Annotated in this window: 11 protein-coding genes; 5 read left to right on the top strand and 6 right to left on the bottom strand. The window is 72.7% G+C overall.

Features of this window, described 5'->3' with window-relative positions; all coding sequences use genetic code 11:
- Positions 1–13: 13 nt before the first annotated feature.
- The gene (locus ASD16_RS16930) at positions 14–316 is read right to left on the bottom strand and encodes a zf-TFIIB domain-containing protein (RefSeq protein WP_055920122.1); all 303 of its coding nucleotides are present in this window, start codon (positions 314–316) and stop codon (positions 14–16) included.
- A 138-nt stretch (positions 317–454) separates the two neighbouring features.
- On the opposite strand from ASD16_RS16930, the gene ASD16_RS16925 reads away from it, so the two are divergent.
- Positions 455–1,147 carry a DUF2306 domain-containing protein gene (locus tag ASD16_RS16925; protein ID WP_055920670.1) on the top strand — a complete coding sequence of 231 codons (693 nt, stop codon included), beginning with the start codon at positions 455–457 and terminating at the stop codon, positions 1,145–1,147.
- Here the strand turns inward: ASD16_RS16925 and trpS are convergent.
- Positions 1,144–2,202, bottom strand: a complete 1,059-nt coding sequence (trpS, locus tag ASD16_RS16920) for a tryptophan--tRNA ligase (RefSeq protein WP_055920118.1) — start codon at positions 2,200–2,202, stop codon at positions 1,144–1,146. The genes ASD16_RS16925 and trpS overlap by 4 nt on opposite strands.
- A gap of 168 nt (positions 2,203–2,370) precedes the next feature.
- Positions 2,371–4,149: an alpha/beta fold hydrolase gene (locus tag ASD16_RS16915; protein ID WP_055920115.1), complete on the bottom strand. Its 1,779-nt coding sequence runs from the start codon at positions 4,147–4,149 to the stop codon at positions 2,371–2,373.
- A 174-nt stretch (positions 4,150–4,323) separates the two neighbouring features.
- Here ASD16_RS16915 and ASD16_RS16910 point away from each other — a divergent pair, with 174 nt between their 5' ends.
- Together ASD16_RS16910 and ASD16_RS16905 are read left to right on the top strand one after the other, a co-directional pair.
- Positions 4,324–5,472 (top strand): M48 family metalloprotease, encoded by a 1,149-nt coding sequence (locus tag ASD16_RS16910; RefSeq protein WP_055920114.1) that lies wholly within the window; start codon positions 4,324–4,326, stop codon positions 5,470–5,472.
- Positions 5,472–10,430 (top strand): AAA domain-containing protein, encoded by a 4,959-nt coding sequence (locus ASD16_RS16905; protein ID WP_055920110.1) that lies wholly within the window; start codon positions 5,472–5,474, stop codon positions 10,428–10,430. Before ASD16_RS16910 ends, ASD16_RS16905 begins: the two co-directional genes overlap by 1 nt.
- Here ASD16_RS16905 and ASD16_RS16900 read toward each other — a convergent pair.
- The 3 genes from ASD16_RS16900 to ASD16_RS16890 all read right to left on the bottom strand — a co-directional run bounded on the left by ASD16_RS16900 (position 10,414) and on the right by ASD16_RS16890 (position 13,911).
- The gene (locus ASD16_RS16900) at positions 10,414–11,157 is read right to left on the bottom strand and encodes a metallophosphoesterase (protein ID WP_055920107.1); all 744 of its coding nucleotides are present in this window, start codon (positions 11,155–11,157) and stop codon (positions 10,414–10,416) included. The two genes, ASD16_RS16905 and ASD16_RS16900, sit on opposite strands and share 17 nt — an antisense overlap.
- A gap of 195 nt (positions 11,158–11,352) precedes the next feature.
- Entirely contained in the window at positions 11,353–13,068 is a 1,716-nt protein-coding gene (locus tag ASD16_RS16895; protein ID WP_162250314.1) for an HNH endonuclease signature motif containing protein, read from the bottom strand.
- A 234-nt stretch (positions 13,069–13,302) separates the two neighbouring features.
- On the bottom strand, positions 13,303–13,911 hold the full coding sequence (locus ASD16_RS16890; RefSeq protein WP_055920101.1) for a sugar O-acetyltransferase: 609 nt from the start codon (positions 13,909–13,911) through the stop codon (positions 13,303–13,305).
- A 65-nt stretch (positions 13,912–13,976) separates the two neighbouring features.
- Here ASD16_RS16890 and ASD16_RS16885 point away from each other — a divergent pair, with 65 nt between their 5' ends.
- Both ASD16_RS16885 and ASD16_RS16880 read left to right on the top strand, forming a co-directional pair.
- Positions 13,977–16,214, top strand: coding sequence for a glycoside hydrolase family 3 N-terminal domain-containing protein (locus ASD16_RS16885; RefSeq protein ID WP_055920098.1), 2,238 nt, complete (start codon positions 13,977–13,979; stop codon positions 16,212–16,214).
- A 3-nt stretch (positions 16,215–16,217) separates the two neighbouring features.
- Positions 16,218–16,850 carry a class I SAM-dependent methyltransferase gene (locus ASD16_RS16880; RefSeq protein WP_055920095.1) on the top strand — a complete coding sequence of 211 codons (633 nt, stop codon included), beginning with the start codon at positions 16,218–16,220 and terminating at the stop codon, positions 16,848–16,850.
- Positions 16,851–16,857: the final 7 nt, after the last annotated feature.

The following is a 16,857-nucleotide window of genomic DNA, read 5'->3' as shown; positions in this document are numbered from 1 at the left end:
CTGACATCCGGGTTCAGTCGAAGAGGTCGTCCAGGAAGCTGCGCTTCTTCTTCTTCTTGTAGTAGTCGTCGCGGTCGCCACCGCGGTACCGGTCGTCGCGGTACCGGTCGTCCTCGGGGTAGCGGGCGGGTGCGGGTGCAGGTGCGGGGGGTGCCTGTCGCGAGCCGTAGTACGAGGCCTCGGCGTCGGTGAGCTTCTCCAGCTCGCCGCGGTCCAGGAAGATCCCGCGGCAGCCCGTGCACTGGTCGATGGTCACGCCGTTGCGCTCGTACGCGCGCATGTCCGAGCCGCACTTGGGGCAGACGAGCGGGTTCATGGGGTCTCCGTCCGGATGGGGGTGGCCGTCGAGGGGTGAACGACCGAACCGGCCGCAGGGTTTCCTCGGCCGAACGGCCGACGCCGGTGCGGCTGCTCGGCCGATGTGCGCGGCGTCCGCGGCGGCGAGGCTCACGGCATGACGAACCGCAGACGCGAGTGGCTCATCCCGGCGGGCCTGGTCCTGCTCAGCCTCGTCCCGATGCTGGCGGGCTCGATCCGGCTCACCGAGCTCGCAGGCGACCCCGAGGTCACCCCGGACAACGCGCGGTTCGTCGCGATGCCGCTGCCCGTCGTGGTGCACATCGTGTCCGCGAGCGTGTTCTGCCTGCTGGGGGCGTTCCAGTTCCACCCGGGCCTGCGTCGTCGGCGCCCACGCTGGCACCGCCTGGCCGGTCGGGTCGTCGCACCCGCCGGGGTCGCCGCTGCCCTGTCGGGTCTGTGGATGGCGTCGTTCGCCGAGCTGCCCGCCACCGACGGGCCGCTCCTGGAGGTGTTCCGGCTGCTGTTCGGGACCGCGATGGTCGCGTTCCTCGTGCTCGGGGTGGTCGCGATCCTGCGCCGGGACGTCGTCACGCACAGCGCATGGATGACCCGGGGCTACGCGATCGGTCAGGGCGCCGGAACCCAGGCGCTGATCCTCGGCCCGTTCCTGGCGATCGGGATGACCGGCGTGACCGTTCGCGCGCTGCTCATGGCACTGGCCTGGACCGTGAACCTCGCGATCGCCGAATGGGTGATCCGGCGGCGCTCGTGGCCAGCTGACGGTCGGCGCGAGCTCCGCGCAGGCGTGAGCGTGCCCCTCTCCCTGTCGTCGCCGGACGGGACCTAGTCGAAGTAGTCCATCCGCATGGCCTTGCGCACGTCGTCGAGGGTGTCGTCAGCGAGGGCGTTCGCGTGCTTGACCCCAGCGCGCAGCACCGCCATGGCGCCGTCGAGGTCGCGCTCCCACACCTGCCGGCGCGCGCGGATCGGAGCGAAGAAGTCGTTCAGCGCCTCGGCCAGCACGCGCTTGAGCTCTCCGCCACCTCCGTCACCGAGCGTCTGTGCCCAGGACTCGGGGGTCCTGTCGGTGCAGGCGCTGAGGATGCGCAGCAGGTTGGCGACCTCCGGCCGCGCGTCGGGGTCGTAGGTGATCGACCGCTCCGCGTCCGTCTTCGCGCGCCGGACGAGCGCCAGCGTCTCGTCCGCGGTCGACCGCAGGTAGATCGCGTTGTTGAGGCTCTTTCCCATCTTGCGACCGTCCGTGCCGAGGAGCAGCGGCGTCTCGCTGATCAGCAGATCGGGCTCGGGGAAGTAGTCGCGGCCGAAGTACGTGCTGTTCATCCGACGTGCGATGGTCCGCGTCACCTCGATGTGCGGCAGCTGGTCCTTGCCGCCGGGGACGAGGTTGCCCTTGCAGAACAGGATGTCGGCCGCCTGGTGCACGGGATACGTCATCATCAGGCCGCTCACCGCCCGCCCCCCGGTGAGCGCGATCTCGTCCTTGACGGTCGGGTTGCGCTGCAGCTCCGCCATCGTCACGACGCTCAGGAACGGCAGCAGGAGCTGGTTCAGGGCCGAGACCATGCTGTGCGTGAAGATCGTCGTGGTCTCGGGGTCCATGCCGATCGCGAGGTAGTCCAGCAGGATGTTCCGCACGCTGTCCGCGATGGCGTCGTCCGCGTCGCGGTCGGTGATCGCCTGGTAGTCGGCCATGACCAGGAACATCTCGACGCCCATGCCCTGGAGCGCCACCCGGTTCTGCAGGGAGCCGAAGTAGTGGCCGATGTGCAGGGCGCCCGTCGTGCGCTCGCCGGTGAGGACCCGGAACCCGGTCGGGTCCGTCCTCAGGCGGGCCCAGATGTCGTCCGAGCGCCGCGCGGCAGCCGCGAAGGAGTCGGTCATCGTTGCCCCTTGCCGTCGCCGAACCGGCGACCTCGTCATCCCCTGACGCGACCCAGGAAGCATGCTCCGGGCTCGACCTCGCCGGGACGCTATCAGAGCAGTCCGGACGATGTGGGCCACCGCGAGCACTGGCCGGGCGGCGGACCGCCCGGCCAGGGCACTCGGCTGTCAGGAGCGCGGCGCGGCACCCGGCAGCGGCGGCACCACCGGCGGGAGGGGTCGCGACGGAGCAGCGCCGCGCGACTGCGGACCAGGCTCGGAGCCCAGCGGGTCGGTGAACGGCTGCACGTCACCGGTGCAGACGGTTCCCGCTGCGGGCGTCTGACCCGTCAGCAGGTAGGCGTCGACGGCGTCGGTCACGCACGCCGACGTGCCGTAGGCCGTGTGGCCCCACGAGTCGCTCGACAGGAGGCTGCTCCGGGGAAGCAGCCCGGCCGCGGCCACGGCACCCTCGTAGTTCGTCGCGGGGTCCCAGTAGTTGCCGACGACGAGCACCGGAGCAGCGGTCTTCCGGGTGAACGGACCGGTGTACCCGTCCTCGTCGCGGACCGTCCACGTGGACGACGCGCACGGCGCCGAGGCCCACGTCCACAACGGTCCGAAGCCCGGTGCGGCTGCGTCGGCGGCGGCGGACGCCGGCACCCACTCCTCGGCGGTGGCCGGGTTGCGCCCGTCGGTGCACAGCACGCTCTGGAACGCGTCGAACGAGTTGTCGTACGGGAACCCGGCAGGGGCGCCGGCCGGCGAGCTGTCCGATCGGTGCAGGGCCTCGAACCGCGTGACGAATGCCGCCCGAAGAGCGGACAGGTCGGCGTCGGTCGGGTTCTGGAGGCTGTGCACGAAGGTCAGGTCCTGGTCCACCCAGCTCGAGCCCTCGGGCGCGTAGAGGTCGGACAGGAGGACGGAGATCAGCACGGCGTACGTGATCTCGAACAGCGGGTTCCCCTCGTCGTCCGTGACCAGGATCGGGTTCCCCTTCAGGGACGCGACGATCTCCGCGTAGACGGTGGCCGGGTCGCCGAGGCCGGCGAGGAGGCAGTACTCCGGTCCGGCTGCTGCGCACCGGGCGAGGACCTCGTCCAGCGCCTTCGACGCACCCTCGCCGGACTTCAGCCGCTGCGTCTGCGGGATGCTCGCGTTCTCGTTCGTACCCGCCCAGGCGAGCGGGTCGAGCACGCCGTCGATCACGACGGCCCGGACGCGGTCGGGGAACAGGTTCGCGTACACGTTCCCCAGGTAGGTGCCGTACGAGAAGCCGATGTACGTCAGCTTCGGGTCGCCGACCATCCGGCGCAGCACGTCCATGTCGCGAGCGACCTCGGCCGTCGACATCGAGCCGGACAGCGGGGTGCCGGTGCTCGAGCAGGCGGCGCCGAACGCCTTCGACGACGCGACGTACGCAGCCGTCTCGGCGTCACCGACGGGGAACGGCACGTTCAGACCGGCCAGGCCGGTCGCCTGCTCGCCGAGGTTGCGGAAGCACCGCACGTTGCTGCTGAAGTTGGTGCCGCGCGGGTCCATCCCGAGGACGTCGAACCGCTCCAGGACCTCCGGGGACAGGAAGAACGACGCGGCCGCGGCGATCTGCACCCCGGAGCCGCCCGGACCGCCGGGGTTGATGAACAGGGTGCCGATCTTGCGCGACGGGTCGGCGACCGAGAGCTTCAGCAGCGCGACCTCCGTCGTGGCCTTGCGCGGCTGGTCGTAGTCGAGCGGCAGCTGGACGGTGCCGCACGAGGTGCGCTCGCCGAAGGCGCTGCTGCAGTCGAACCACTGCGGGTCGGGCACCGGGACGCGGTCGACCCGGGCGGCCTCCGCCCGGCTCGTGCGGTCGGTGCGGTCGGACGACGGACTCGCGGTCGCGGTGGTCGACCCGAGCGTGACGGTGAGGGCAAGCACTCCGAGAAGTGCCCCCCACCTGCGGGCATGGTGACGTGCAGCAGTCATGCGATCCCCCTGCGTGTGCGTCCGCCGGCCGTCCGCCCCCTGCGTCCGGTCCGGCCTGGACCCGCCTCACCCTGCCGAACCCGACACCCCCGCGCCAAGGCGCGAATGTGAAGACTCAGCAAAGATGTCCCCCGCTCGCGTTATCGTCGCCGGGCCACGACGAAGGGAGCGCGGGTGACCGTCTGGGGACCGCTGGCGTACCACCGCGACGTCGCGACCGTCCTGGAGCGCGAGAACCCGGTCGCGTTCCGGTCGCTGCGGCCCACCACGCCGACGGCGGAGCTGGAGCAGCTGCTGCTGCGGCAGACGTACCGGGTGGACGCGGCCGGTCATGCGGAGGTGCATGCCGCCGTCCAGCGGGCCGCGGACGCCCTCGGCGTGGTGCTCCCCATCGAGATCTACGTCGACGAGCGCGGCCAGGGCGCCAACGCGGAGCTGGTGTTCGTGCCGGACCGGGCGGTCCTGATCCTCACCGGCGGCACGCTGAACCTGCTCGACCCGGACGAGCTGTGCGCGGTGGCGGGGCACGAGCTGGCGCACCACGTGCTGTGGACCGCGGACGACGGCCGGTACCTGGCGGCGTCACGCCTCCTCGACGCGGCCGAGTCCGACGCCCGCACCCCGTCGGAGTACCTGGAGACCGCACGCCGGTTCCGGCTGGCCACCGAGCTGGTCGCGGACCGGGGCGCGATGCTGGCCTGCGGCTCGCTGACGACCGCGGTCAGCGGGCTGGTCAAGCTGGTCACCGGGCTGGCCAAGGTCGACTCCGCGGCGTACCTGCGGCAGGCCGCCGAGGTGGACTACAGCGTGCCGAGCGCCGGCAGCACCCACCCGGAGACGGTCCTTCGTGCCTGGGCGCTGCAGGAGTGGGCGGAGCGCGGTGAGGGTGCCGACGCGATGGTCGGGGCCTCGCTCGGCCCGCAGCTCGACCTCGCGGTGCTCGACGTCCTCGGGCAGGACCGGCTGGCGGAGGTCACGCGATCGCTGGTGTGGATGCTGGTGGCCGACGATGCCGTGCGCAGCGAGGAGGCGCTCGACCTGGCGCAGCGGTTCGGGGTGGTGATCGGCGGCTCCCCGACGATCACCGACATGCCCACCACGCTGGCCGCCGAGACGCGCACCTACCTGGCGGCCGTGCTGCTCGACTTCGCGACGGCCGACGACCAGGGCGGTGCCGACGACCTCGGCGCGGTCCTCGCGCTGGCCCGCCGGGTGGGTCTGGGCGACGAGCTGTTGCGGATGATCGGCGCCGAGCTGGACCTGGGCGACCGGGCGATGACCAGGGTAATGGCGTCGGCGGACTCCCCGCGGGTGGTGCGCTGATGCGCCGGCTGATCGCGCGCTCCGTCGACCGGGGTGGTCTGCCGGCCGACGACGTCCTCGGGCTGCTGCTGCCGATGTTCCGCACGGTGCAGGCGCTGCACGAGACCGGGCGGGTGGCTCCGCTGCGTGGCCTCGCGGCGCTCGACGACGAGGGCGACGACCCGGTGTCGATCGACGTGTCGACGGCCGGGCCGCCGGTCCGGAACCGGGCCGCGATCGCCGCCGCCGAGCTGGGCGGCGCGGTGGAGGTGGAGTCCGACCAGAGCGTCGTCCGCATCGTCGCGGGCTGGCAGCGCTGGGAGCACCTCGCCGGCCACCACGACGAGCTCACCGACATCGCCAGCCTGGGCGAGCTGTTCGTCGCGCTCGTGTGCGGACTGGACCTGGCCGACGAGGGCGACGCGGCTCTGCTCCAGGAGCACCGGAACAACCTGTTCGCGCTGGATCCCGGCCTGCACCCGGTGCTCGCGACGGTCGCCAGCTCGATGATCGCGCCGGACCGCCGGCGCCGCGCCCAGGACCTCGCCGACGTCGTCTCCCGGCTCGAGTCGTACCGCGACCAGCCCGAGGACTTCGACCTCGACCGGGTGCTGACTGCTCGCTCCGATGGTCGGGCCGCCGTGCTGGAGAACCTGCGGGACCGGCTGTTCGACGCGTCGCGACGCAACCCGCTGCTGCACTTCCGGCCCACCGGCCGGACCCTCAACCTCACCGAGGCGTCGGTGCCCCTGGTGCTCGACGTCCGGCACATCCGCGCGTCGCAGCTGTTCACGTGGGGCGGGCCGGCGTCCTCGCGGCTGCTGGACGGCAAGGTGCTCGACGTCGGCTCGCTGGTCCGCTGGGACGACGCCCCGTACGCCGCGGCCGCGCTCGACGCGCTGATCTCGTCCGCCCGTCGCGACCGTGCCGAGTACGGCCGGGACCAGCTGCGGCTCGTCGTGGCGTTCCTGCGCTGGCACGACGTGAAGAACGACCCGACCGCGCCCATCGAGTCGCCGCTGGTGCTGGCGCCGGTGACGCTGACCAAGCAGCGCGGCGTGCGGGATGCGTACCGGCTGGAGCTGACCAGCACGGTCGCCGAGGTCAACCCCGTGCTGCGCCACCAGCTGGACGAGCTGTTCGGGCTGCGGCTGCCCGAGACGATCGACCTGGCCGCCGACGGTGCGATCGAGGAGCTCCGCGGGAGCATCGAGAAGCAGGCGCGCGCGACGCAGCCGGCCGTGGTGGTCGGCCTCGTCGAGAAGCCCCGCATCGAGCTGGTCCAGCACCGCGCGCAGGTGGCGCTGCAGGCCTACCGGCGCCGTCGGCCGTCCAGCCGGCCCACGATCGGCCGCCGCCAGTACGCGTACTCCTATCGTCGGCCCGCGTGGGCGCCGCTGGGCGTGCAGATCTACGCCGACCGGATCCAGCGGCGCCCGATCCCGCTGTCGGTCGAGCTGGGTGACGCGCCGGCGCCGCAGCACGTCGTCGAGACGTTCTCGGTGCAGACGACGGCCGACGACAACCCGTACACGTGGGACGTCGACCTGACGATGGTCACGCTGGCCAACTTCAACTACCGCACGCTCAGCCTGGTCCGCGACTACGACGCCCTGCTGACCGAGCCGATGGCGAACGCGGCGTTCGACGAGCTGTTCTCCACCGCCCCGCGGGACGTGGCCGAGCACGGCGCGACCATCCCGGTGGCCGACCGCTACCTGGTGGTCCCCGCGGACGCGTCGCAGGTGGGCGCCGTGGCGCTCGCCCGCTCCGGGGACAACTTCGTCATCCAGGGACCACCCGGCACGGGCAAGTCGCAGACGATCACCAACCTGGTCGCCGACTTCGTCGCGCACGGCAAGCGCGTGCTGTTCGTGTGCCAGAAGCGCGCGGCCCTCGACGTCGTGCACGCGCGGCTGCGCGCCCAGGGGCTCGGCGAGATCTGCACGCTGGTGCACGACAGCCAGCAGGACAAGAAGGAGTTCGTGCACGGCCTGCGGGACACGTACGAGCGGTGGCTGGCCGACGACGAGCCGCTGGACGCGGTGGAGGCCCGCCGGGCCGCCCTGATCGAGGCGACGACGGCCGCACTCGCCGAGGTCGGTGCCTACGAGCAGGCGCTCGCGGGCGTGCAGGACGTGCTCGACCGGCTGATCGCACTGCGCGGCTTCCGCTGGGGCGACGACCTGGCCCCCGCGGAGCAGGCGCTGCTGCCCGAGCCGGCGGACTGGGTGCCCGCCCGTCCGCTGGTCGACGCGCTGGTGTCCGCGCTGGCACGCGCGGGGGCCGCCCCGGTGCTCGCGCGCACACCGGTCCGGCTGGTCGACCCCGTGATCCTCGACGAGTCGCGCGCCGACGCGGTCGTCGCACAGCGGGCTTCCGAGGCGGCGGCGGCGATCGACGCCGTGCTCGCCCTGCTCGTGGCGTCGTCCGACGGCGACGGGCTCACGGTCGACGACGCCGACGCGATCGGGCAGATGCACGCGGTGCTCGCCCCGCTGGTCCAGCGCGACCTCGGCTCGGCGGTCACCCCGCGCACCCCGGCCGCGCGTCGGCTGCAGGACGCGACGGACGAGTGGCGAGCGGTCGAGGCGACCGCGGACGCGGCCGACCGTTCCGCGGTCGGCTGGCGCGAGCCGCTGTCCGCACCCGACGCGGTGGCTGCCCTGGAGATCGCCCGGCGACGGGAGACGTCGGCGTGGAAGTTCCTCGACGGGGGGTGGCGGCGCGTGAAGCGGCTGGTCGCGGCGGGGTTCGACGCGGGCGACCGCCAGGTCCGGCCGAGCGTGACGCAGGCGCTGGAGCTCCTCGTCGCGCGCTACGACACCGCGGCCCGCGCCGACGCCCTGTCGCAGCAGCTCGCCCGGGAGTGGGGGCACGGCGACCTCGCGGTGCTCAGCGACCGGATCACCGCGATCCGCCGGTACACGGGCGCGCTCGCGGTGTGGCGCACGCGCCTCGCGGACACCGAGCCCGACGACGTCCTCGACCGGCTCCCCGAACAGGTCGAGGCGGTGCGGGCGGCGTTGTCCGGGCTCGTCGTGGGTGCCGACGACCTCCCGATGACCGCGCTGCGCGACGAGCTGCGCGGCCTGACCGGCGCGGACGGGCAGGCGCTCGTTCGCGCGGCGGCGGGCACCCTGCGCGACCTCGCCGCGGCGCCGACCGTCCTGCGCGCGCTGCGGCACCTCGACGCGTCCCCGGACCAGCTGGAGCACGCCGTCGTCGCGGCGTCGATGCGTGAGGCCCGCGCGCAGGAGCCGGCCCTCAACCGGCTCGACGGTGATCGCCTGGCGGACCTGCTGGACCGGGTGGCCGAGCGCGCCCCGGCGCTCCAGCGCGCGAACGCCGACGTGGTCACCGCCCGCCTGCGTGCGCGGTTCACGGAGTCCGTCGCGCACTCGCAGCGCAGCGTCACCGGCATGAGCACCGAGGACCGCGCGCTCAAGGCGGTCTGGATGACCGGCCGGCGCGAGCTGGAGCACGAGTTCGGCAAGGTCCGCGCGTACAAGTCGATCCGGCACCTCGCGTCCTCCGAGCCCGGGGCCGTCGTCGCGGCGATGCGGCCCGTGTGGCTGATGAGCCCGTCGTCGCTGTCGGACACCCTGCCGCTGGACACGTCCTTCGACGTCGTCATCTTCGACGAGGCCAGCCAGATCCCCGTCGAGGAGGCCGTGCCGGCGCTGTTCCGAGGTGCGCAGGTGATCGTGGTCGGCGACCGGATGCAGCTGCCGCCGACGCGGTACTTCCAGGTGGCCGGGCCGGCCGCGGACCAGCCCGTCGCCGATGACGACGCCCCGGTCGGGGTGGTCCTCGACTCCGACAGCTTCCTGGCGGTCGGGTCCGTGCGGCTCCCGTCGACGATGCTCACCTGGCACTACCGCAGCCAGTACGAGGCGCTCATCCAGTTCAGCAACGCGGCGTTCTACGAGGGCCGGCTCACCACGATCCCGGACCGGACCCTGACGCACGTACGCGCACAGCCGCTGGAGGTGACGGGCGGATCCTTCTCCCCGGACGACGTCGTTGCGGCCGTCGACGGGATGCTGGAGCGGAGCATCAGCGCGATGCGCGTGCTCGACGGTGTGTACACGCAGCGCACCAACCCGCTGGAGGCCGTCTGGATCGCGCACGTCGTCCGCGAGCTGCTGGCGCGGGGGACCGGTCAGACGCTCGGGATCGTCGCGTTCTCCGAGGCGCAGCAGTCCGAGATCGAGCGCGCGCTGGAACGCCTGGGACGTGAGGACGCCGAGTTCGCGCGGCTCTACGACGCCGAGATCGCGCGCGAGGAGGACGGCCAGGTGGTCGGGCTGTTCGTGAAGAACCTCGAGAACGTCCAGGGCGACGAGCGCGACATCATCCTCATGAGCGTCTGCTACGCCGCCGGACCCGACGGTCGGATGCGCATGAACTTCGGGCCTATCAACAACGCGGGCGGCGAGAAGCGGCTCAACGTCATCTTCAGCCGCGCCCGCCGGCACATGGTGCTGGTCAGCAGCATCGACCACACCGCGATCACCAACACCTACAACGACGGCGCCAACACCCTGCGCGGCTTCCTGCACTACGCCGACGCGGTCTCCAACGGGGATGCGGCCGCAGCGGCGGGTGTGCTGACCGGGCTGCGCGACCGCAGCGGACGGGTTGCGCCCGAGCCGGTCGCGCCGATCGTGGAGCAGATCGCCGACGCGGTCCGCGCGGCCGGTGTCGAGGTCGTCGCGGGCGTCGGGCAGTCCGCGTTCCGCGCCGACCTCGCGCTCCGTCCGGTCGGCGCGGCCGAGCACACGGTCGGGGTGCTCGTCGACCAGCCGGCGCGCCTCTCCGCACACTCCCTCGACGAGCGCCGCGTCACCCAGCCCACCGCGCTGCGCTCCGGCGGCTGGCGTGTCGTGCAGGTGCTGGCCACGGAGTGGGAGTCGGACCCGGACGAGGTGGTCCGCCGCCTGGTGACCGCCGTGGGCGTCAGCCCGGGACGCTGAGCCCCAGCTCGGCGTGCCGGCCGCGGTAGACGGCGGTCCGCAGCTCGATCGACCACGGCTCCAGCTCGGGCATCCCGACGGACCGCGCGACCGCGATCTCCGCCTCGACGTCGTACGGCACGCGCACGACCTGCAGGCTGAACGTCTCCCCGACGCCCTCGAGGACCACGTAGGACGCGGTCGTCTCGTCGAGGGGGTTGCCGACGCTGCCCACGTTGACCAGGGTGCGGCCGTGGTCCGTCTCGACGTAGGCGTCGTGCACGTCGCCGTAGAGGACCACCGTCGGTTCCGGGCCGTCGCCGGTGAGCTCGGTCGTCGCGAACATCGCCGCGAACTCGTCGTCGGTGTGGTGGAAGTGCACTCGGGTGTAGACGCTCGTCGCCGACGCGTGGAACAGCCGGATGTTGCGGCCGGCGACCACCAGGTCGTGGCTGAGCGGCAGGTTCTTCAGCCAGCCGCGGTCGTCGGCGGTCAGCTCGTCGTGCCACCACCGAATCGACGGGTCCTCGTGCTCGGCCGACGCCGGCAGGAAGTCGTCCCAGTTCCCGCGGACCGTCAGCGCACAGCGCTCACGCGTCCGGGCGATCGCCGCCGAGCCGCGTGGACCCTTCCCGGCGACGTCGCCCAGATTGAGGATCGTGGTGATCCCGCGGGCGTCGATGTCGGCCAGCACGGCGTCGAACGCGGTCAGGTTGCCGTGCACGTCGGACAGGACGGCGATGCGCATGCGCGCCAAGGTAACGGGCAACTCCGCTGCGCGTTCTGGATTTCGCACCCCGCATGCCGGGCCGGCGTGCGGAGCCGTGCGGTTCGCCTGGGGCGCCGCGCTGGGGTGTCGTGCGCCCCGAGGGCGTACTCGCGACGTCATCCGCCCAGACGCGTCGCGCGGCGCTGTGCCTCGACGAGGATGAGGCAAGCACACCTAGAAGGGCGGATCTCCGAGAGGTGGCGGTGAGGTCGCTCGGTGGTGCAGGGCGTCGGGTGGGACCAGGACGCGGACCGGATGTCGGGCGTAGGTGATGCCGTGACGGTCGGTCCACCAGGAGACACCGGTGGCCGGGTCGTGGTGCACGGTCCACCAGCCCTCGGTCTTGGCCTGGTGGTGGTGCTTGCAGAGCGCGTGGAGGTTCGCCTCGCAGGTCTGCGGATCGTGCACCTGCTGCTCGGGGCTGCGGGCGAAGTCGTAGGGGATGCGGTGGTCGATCTCGCACCGGGTCGCGGGCTGGCGGCAGCCGGGGAACGTGCACGTGACGTCGCGGGCCATGACGGTGCGGGTCAGGTCCGCCCCCGGTCGGTAGGCAGCGGTGCCGACGGAGCAGACCTGTCCGGTGACCGGGTCGGTGAGCACCCGGCGCCAGGTGGCGTCCTGGGCAAGCTCACGGGCGACCTGCGCGGGGATCGGACCGTACGACCCGAGGTGCGCGGGCCGATCGTCCAGCCCGAGCAGGGTGGTGGCCGCGACGGAGACCTGCAGCGCGACCCGCTGCCCGTGCCGGGTCGGCAGCGGGCTACCGTCGGGGGTGGCCTGGCGGTCCAGGACCGAGGTGAACACGTCGGCGAAGGCGTCCGCGCGGCGCTGGTCCACCGTCCGGGTATCGCCGTCCGCCGCAGCGTGGCCGGCCAGGGCGTCGATCGCGGTGAACGCCGCGGTGGCCTCGGCCGCGGGGAGGTAGGCAATCAGCCGGGCCATCGCGTCGGGCGCCAGCTCGAGGAAGACACCTCGCCGCTCCCGCTCCACCACCCTCCGTCGCTCGGAGACGGCGGGGTCCGCGGCGATCAGGGTGGTGCGCACGTGCCGGGTCAGCTGAGGGCCGGTCATCGTCCCCGCCTTGTCCACGGCGTCGGCGACGACCGCGGCGACCTCGCCGTCCGACAGGCTTCCTCCGCCTCGGCGGACCTCGTCCAGGATGACGTCGACCTTGCGCGCGTCGACCGCTCCGGATGCCCAGGCGTCCGCCAGTGCCGGGTGCTGGGCGGCACCCCACGAGCGCAGGAACAGGTTCTCCGCATGCCGCTTGGTGGAGACGAGCGCGCACGCGAGCTCGTCCGGGACGTGCCGCAGCGCGTCCGGCGTGCGGGCCTCGAGCTCGCGGACCCACGCCGCCTGCGCGGCCTGGATCATGTTCACGGCCTGCTGCCAAACCGCGACGCCGTTCACGAGCGCCGCCCCCGACACCTCTGCGACGGGCACCGAGCCGAGCATCGCGACCAGCTGCGCGACGTCGATCCCGGGGAGCGGGAAGTCCTCCACCGCACCCAGGTCCACGACGCGCGCACCCGTCGGCACCGTCGGCGAGGCTCCCGGACGAGCGCCGCGCCCCGAGTCGGCCCACACCAGGGCGGGCGCCGGGAGCGACGCGAGGGAGGTAGAGCTCGGCAGGTCAAAGGCCGCGGGAGCAGGTGCGGAAGGAGGTGAGGCGACGGGGGAGATCGTGGCGCGGGACGGTCCTGACCGGAGTGAGGCAGCCAACGGCGCCAGCGAAGGCGTCGCGGAAGCGGACGGCGCGATCGAGCCGGCCTCGGCGGGCATGTCGAGCGACGCGGGGATGGCATCGGTGGGGATGCGACCGCGCTCAGGGGAACGAGTGACGACGGGTTCGGCGAGCAGCACCGTCACCGTGATCACCTCCAGTCGCACCGCAACCACCCGCACCGGGCTAGAACAAGTGTACGACTGGCCGCTGACATCCGGCGCTGACCTGTGCATATAGGCGGACCAGTTCCGCGCGGGCACCGCATCCACGGGCTCGGTCGCGGCCGGTCGGCGAGGTCGGGGGGCCGTCGGGAAGGCGGTGAAAAGCAACGGAGGATCGCGTCCCCGTCCGCCCTGATCGTCGGGAGGGTGCGCGGGACGCACAACAGAGGAGCGCGGCTACCGCCTCCGGTGCGGAGGCCGGTCCCCCTCGTCCACCGACCGCAGCACCCGGCACGGCGACCCGACCGCGACGACGCGCGGCGGGATGTCGCGCGTGACGACGGAGCCGGCGCCGATCACGCTGCCCGCGCCGATGGTCACGCCGGGCAGGATCACGACGTTCGCGCCGATCCACACGTCGTCCTCGATGCGCACCGGCAGGGAGAACTGCCAGCCGCCGACGCGCTCCTCGGGCACGGTGGGGTGGCCCGCGGTCGAGATGGTGACGTTGGGCGCGATCAGGACGCGGTCGCCGATGTGGATGTCGGCGTCGTCGACGAGCACCAGGTTGAAGTTCGCGTAGAAGCCGTCGCCGACGTGCACGTGCGAGCCGTAGGACACGTGGAACGGCGGCTCGACCCAGGGATCCGAACCGACGGATCCGAGCAGCTGCCGCAGGAGCGACGTCCGTCGGGCGGCCTCACCGGGGCGGGAGTGGTTGTAGTCGTAGGTCAGCTCCTTGCCCGCGACGCGATCGGCCTCGAGCTCCTCCAGCCCGGGGCCGAAGTCGACATACAGCGATCCGTCGTTCAGCTTCGCCCGAACCGCTTCGTACTCGTCCGTCATTGCACGCTCCTCTAGGGTGTCCCGCAGACATCATCCTCGAATCGATCCGACACCGGGACATCGCCATGAACGCGCCGTACCAGGACCCTTCTCTTCCCGTCGCCGAACGCGTCGCCGACCTCGTCGGGCGCATGACGCTCGAGGAGAAGGTCGGGCAGATGATGCAGCTGAACGCCCAGGGCAGCGTCGAGGACCTGGTCCTCAACCTGCACGTCGGGTCGATCCTGCACACGTCCCCGGAGCGGGTGCGCCAGGCGCACGAGCTCACCGCGCGGACGCGGCTGCAGATCCCGCTGCTCGTCGCGGAGGACTGCATCCACGGGCACTCCTTCTGGGAGGGCGCGACGATCTTCCCGACGCAGCTGGGCATGGCCGCCACGTGGGACGCGGACCTGCTGGAGCGCGGTGCGCGTGCCACGGCGGTCGAGGTGGCCGCGACCGGGATCCACTGGACGTTCTCCCCCGTGCTCTGCATCGCCCGGGACCTGCGCTGGGGCCGGGTCAGCGAGACGTTCGGCGAGGACCCGTTCCTCATCGGGGAGCTCTCGTCGGCGATGGTCCGCGGCTACCAGGGCGACGGCCTGTCCGACCCGACGGCGATCCTGGCCACCGCCAAGCACTTCGCCGGCTACTCCGAGACGCAGGGTGGGCGCGACGCCACGGAGGCGGACATCTCGCGCCGCAAGCTCCGCTCGTGGTTCCTGCCCCCGTTCGAGCGCGTGGCCCGCGAGGGCTGCCGGACGTTCATGCTCGGGTACCAGTCGATGGACGGCGTGCCGATCACCATCAACGAGTGGCTGCTGGGCGAGGTCCTGCGCGGCGAGTGGGGCTACGAGGGCACGCTGGTCACCGACTGGGACAACGTCGGCCGGATGGTCTGGGAGCAGCACATCCAGCCCGACTACGCGCACGCGTCGGCCGCCGCCGTCCGGGCCGGCAACGACATGGTCATGACGACGCCGGGCTTCTTCGAGGGGGCACAGGAGGCGGTGCACGACGGGCTCCTCGACGAGGCCGCCCTCGACGCGGCCGTCGGCCGGATCCTCACGCTGAAGTTCGAGCTGGGGCTGTTCGAGGACCCCCGGCACCCGTCGGTGGAGCGCCAGACGGCGGTCATCGGCTCGGCCGAGCACGCCGAGCTGAACCTGGAGCTGGCGCGGCGCTCGCTGGTGCTCCTGACCAACGACGGGACGCTCCCGCTGTCGGCCACCGCGAAGACGATCGCGGTCGTCGGCCCCAACGCCGACGACCAGCACACCCAGCTCGGCGACTGGGCGGGTGCCTCGGGCCAGGCCGACTGGCTGCCCGACGGCCACCCCCGCGAGCTGACGCAGACCGTGCTCGACGGCTTCCGCGCCCAGGTGCCCGACGGCTGGACCGTCACGCACGCCCGTGGTGCGGACATCCTCACGCTCGGTGTGGACCCGGACGGCGAGTTCTTCCCCGACGGCCAGCCGCGTCCGCAGGTCGTGTTCCCCGTCGACCCCGACGCCACGCTGATCGCGGAGGCGGTGGCCGCCGCGCGGTCCGCCGACGTCGTCGTGGCGGTCGTCGGTGACCGTATCGAGCTGGTGGGCGAGGGCCGGTCGACCGCGACGCTCGAGCTCGTCGGCGGGCAGGTCGCCCTGCTCGACGCGCTCGCGGAGACGGGCACGCCGATGGTGGTCGTCGTCATCGCGAGCAAGCCGCACGTGCTCCCGCCGTCGGCCAGGAACGCCGCCGCGATCATCTGGGCCGCGAACCCGGGCATGCGCGGCGGGACCGCGATCGCCGAGCTGGTGCTGGGCCGGATCGAGCCGTCTGGCCGCCTGCCCATCTCCTTCGCGGAGCACGTCGGCCAGCTGCCGGTGTTCTACAACCAGCTGCCCGGCCAGCACGGGACGCGGTACGCGGACCTGACGCAGCGGGTGCCGTTCGCGTTCGGTGAGGGACTGTCCTACACCACCGTCGAGTACGCGGACCTGCAGGTGCTCGAGCCCGTGCTCGGCGCCGACGACACCGTGCGCGCCCACGTCACGCTGCACAACACGGGGGACCGGCCGTCGCTGGAGACCGTGCAGGTCTACGTCCGCGACACCGTCACGTCGGTGACCTGGGCGACCAAGGAGCTCAAGACCTACCGGCAGGTGGACGTCGCGCCCGGTGAGCGAGTGGTGGTCGACCTCACGCTGCCCGTCGCGGACTGCACGCTGGTCGACGCGAGCGGCCGTCGGATCGTGGAGCCGGGGAGGTTCGAGCTGTTGGTGGGCCCGTCGTCGCGCGACGAGGTGCTGCTGCGGGCGGGCTTCGTGGTCCGGGACTGACCTGTGGGCCTCGACGCCACCCGCACGACGTACGACACCGTCGCGGAGGACTACGCGCGCATCGTCACCGGGCTGGACGCCGAGGGTCCGCTCGACCGCGCGATGCTCGCCGACTTCGCCGACCGGGTCGACGGACTGGTCGCGGACGTCGGCTGCGGGACAGGCCGGCTGACCGCGTACCTGTCCGGGCTGGGCATCGACGTGGTCGGCATCGACCTGTCCCCGGGCATGATCGCGGTGGCTCGTCGCGACCACCCGTCGCTGCGCTTCGAGGTCGGGTCGATGACCGCGCTCGACCTGCCCGACGCGGGGGTGGCCGGCGTGCTGGCCTGGTACTCGATCATCCACACGCCGCCGGACGGGCTGCCGGCGGTCGTCGGCGAGCTCCGTCGCGTGGTCGCGCCGGGCGGGCACGTGCTGCTGGGCTTCCAGGCGGGGGCCGACGAGCACCGGTCGCTGACGCACGCGTACGGGCACGACGTGCAGTGCGACGCGTGGCTGCACTCACCGGACACGGTGGCGGCGCTCCTGGAGGACGCGGGGTTCGTCGTGGACTCCCGCCTGGTCCGCGAGCCGACCGGCCGGGAACGCCGCCCGCAGGCGAGCCTGCTCGCGACCTCGGCGCGCGGGGCGTGAGGTTCCG

Origin of the sequence: Cellulomonas sp. Root485 (assembly GCF_001426705.1) — a bacterium.
Classification (GTDB): domain Bacteria; phylum Actinomycetota; class Actinomycetes; order Actinomycetales; family Cellulomonadaceae; genus Cellulomonas.
Note: the sequence above shows the minus strand (reverse complement) of the source record. Positions and strands in the feature narration are given on the sequence as shown.

What these genes read in the sequence shown, in the direction of transcription:
- ASD16_RS16930 (WP_055920122.1), bottom strand. Translation starts at nt 316, where the DNA reads ATGAACCCGCTCGTCTGCCCCAAGTGCGGCTCGGACATGCGCGCGTAC.
- ASD16_RS16925 (WP_055920670.1), top strand. Translation starts at nt 455, where the DNA reads ATGACGAACCGCAGACGCGAGTGGCTCATCCCGGCGGGCCTGGTCCTG.
- trpS (WP_055920118.1), bottom strand. Translation starts at nt 2,202, where the DNA reads ATGACCGACTCCTTCGCGGCTGCCGCGCGGCGCTCGGACGACATCTGG.
- ASD16_RS16915 (WP_055920115.1), bottom strand. Translation starts at nt 4,149, where the DNA reads ATGACTGCTGCACGTCACCATGCCCGCAGGTGGGGGGCACTTCTCGGA.
- ASD16_RS16905 (WP_055920110.1), top strand. Translation starts at nt 5,472, where the DNA reads ATGCGCCGGCTGATCGCGCGCTCCGTCGACCGGGGTGGTCTGCCGGCC.
- ASD16_RS16900 (WP_055920107.1), bottom strand. Translation starts at nt 11,157, where the DNA reads ATGCGCATCGCCGTCCTGTCCGACGTGCACGGCAACCTGACCGCGTTC.
- ASD16_RS16890 (WP_055920101.1), bottom strand. Translation starts at nt 13,911, where the DNA reads ATGACGGACGAGTACGAAGCGGTTCGGGCGAAGCTGAACGACGGATCG.
- ASD16_RS16885 (WP_055920098.1), top strand. Translation starts at nt 13,977, where the DNA reads ATGAACGCGCCGTACCAGGACCCTTCTCTTCCCGTCGCCGAACGCGTC.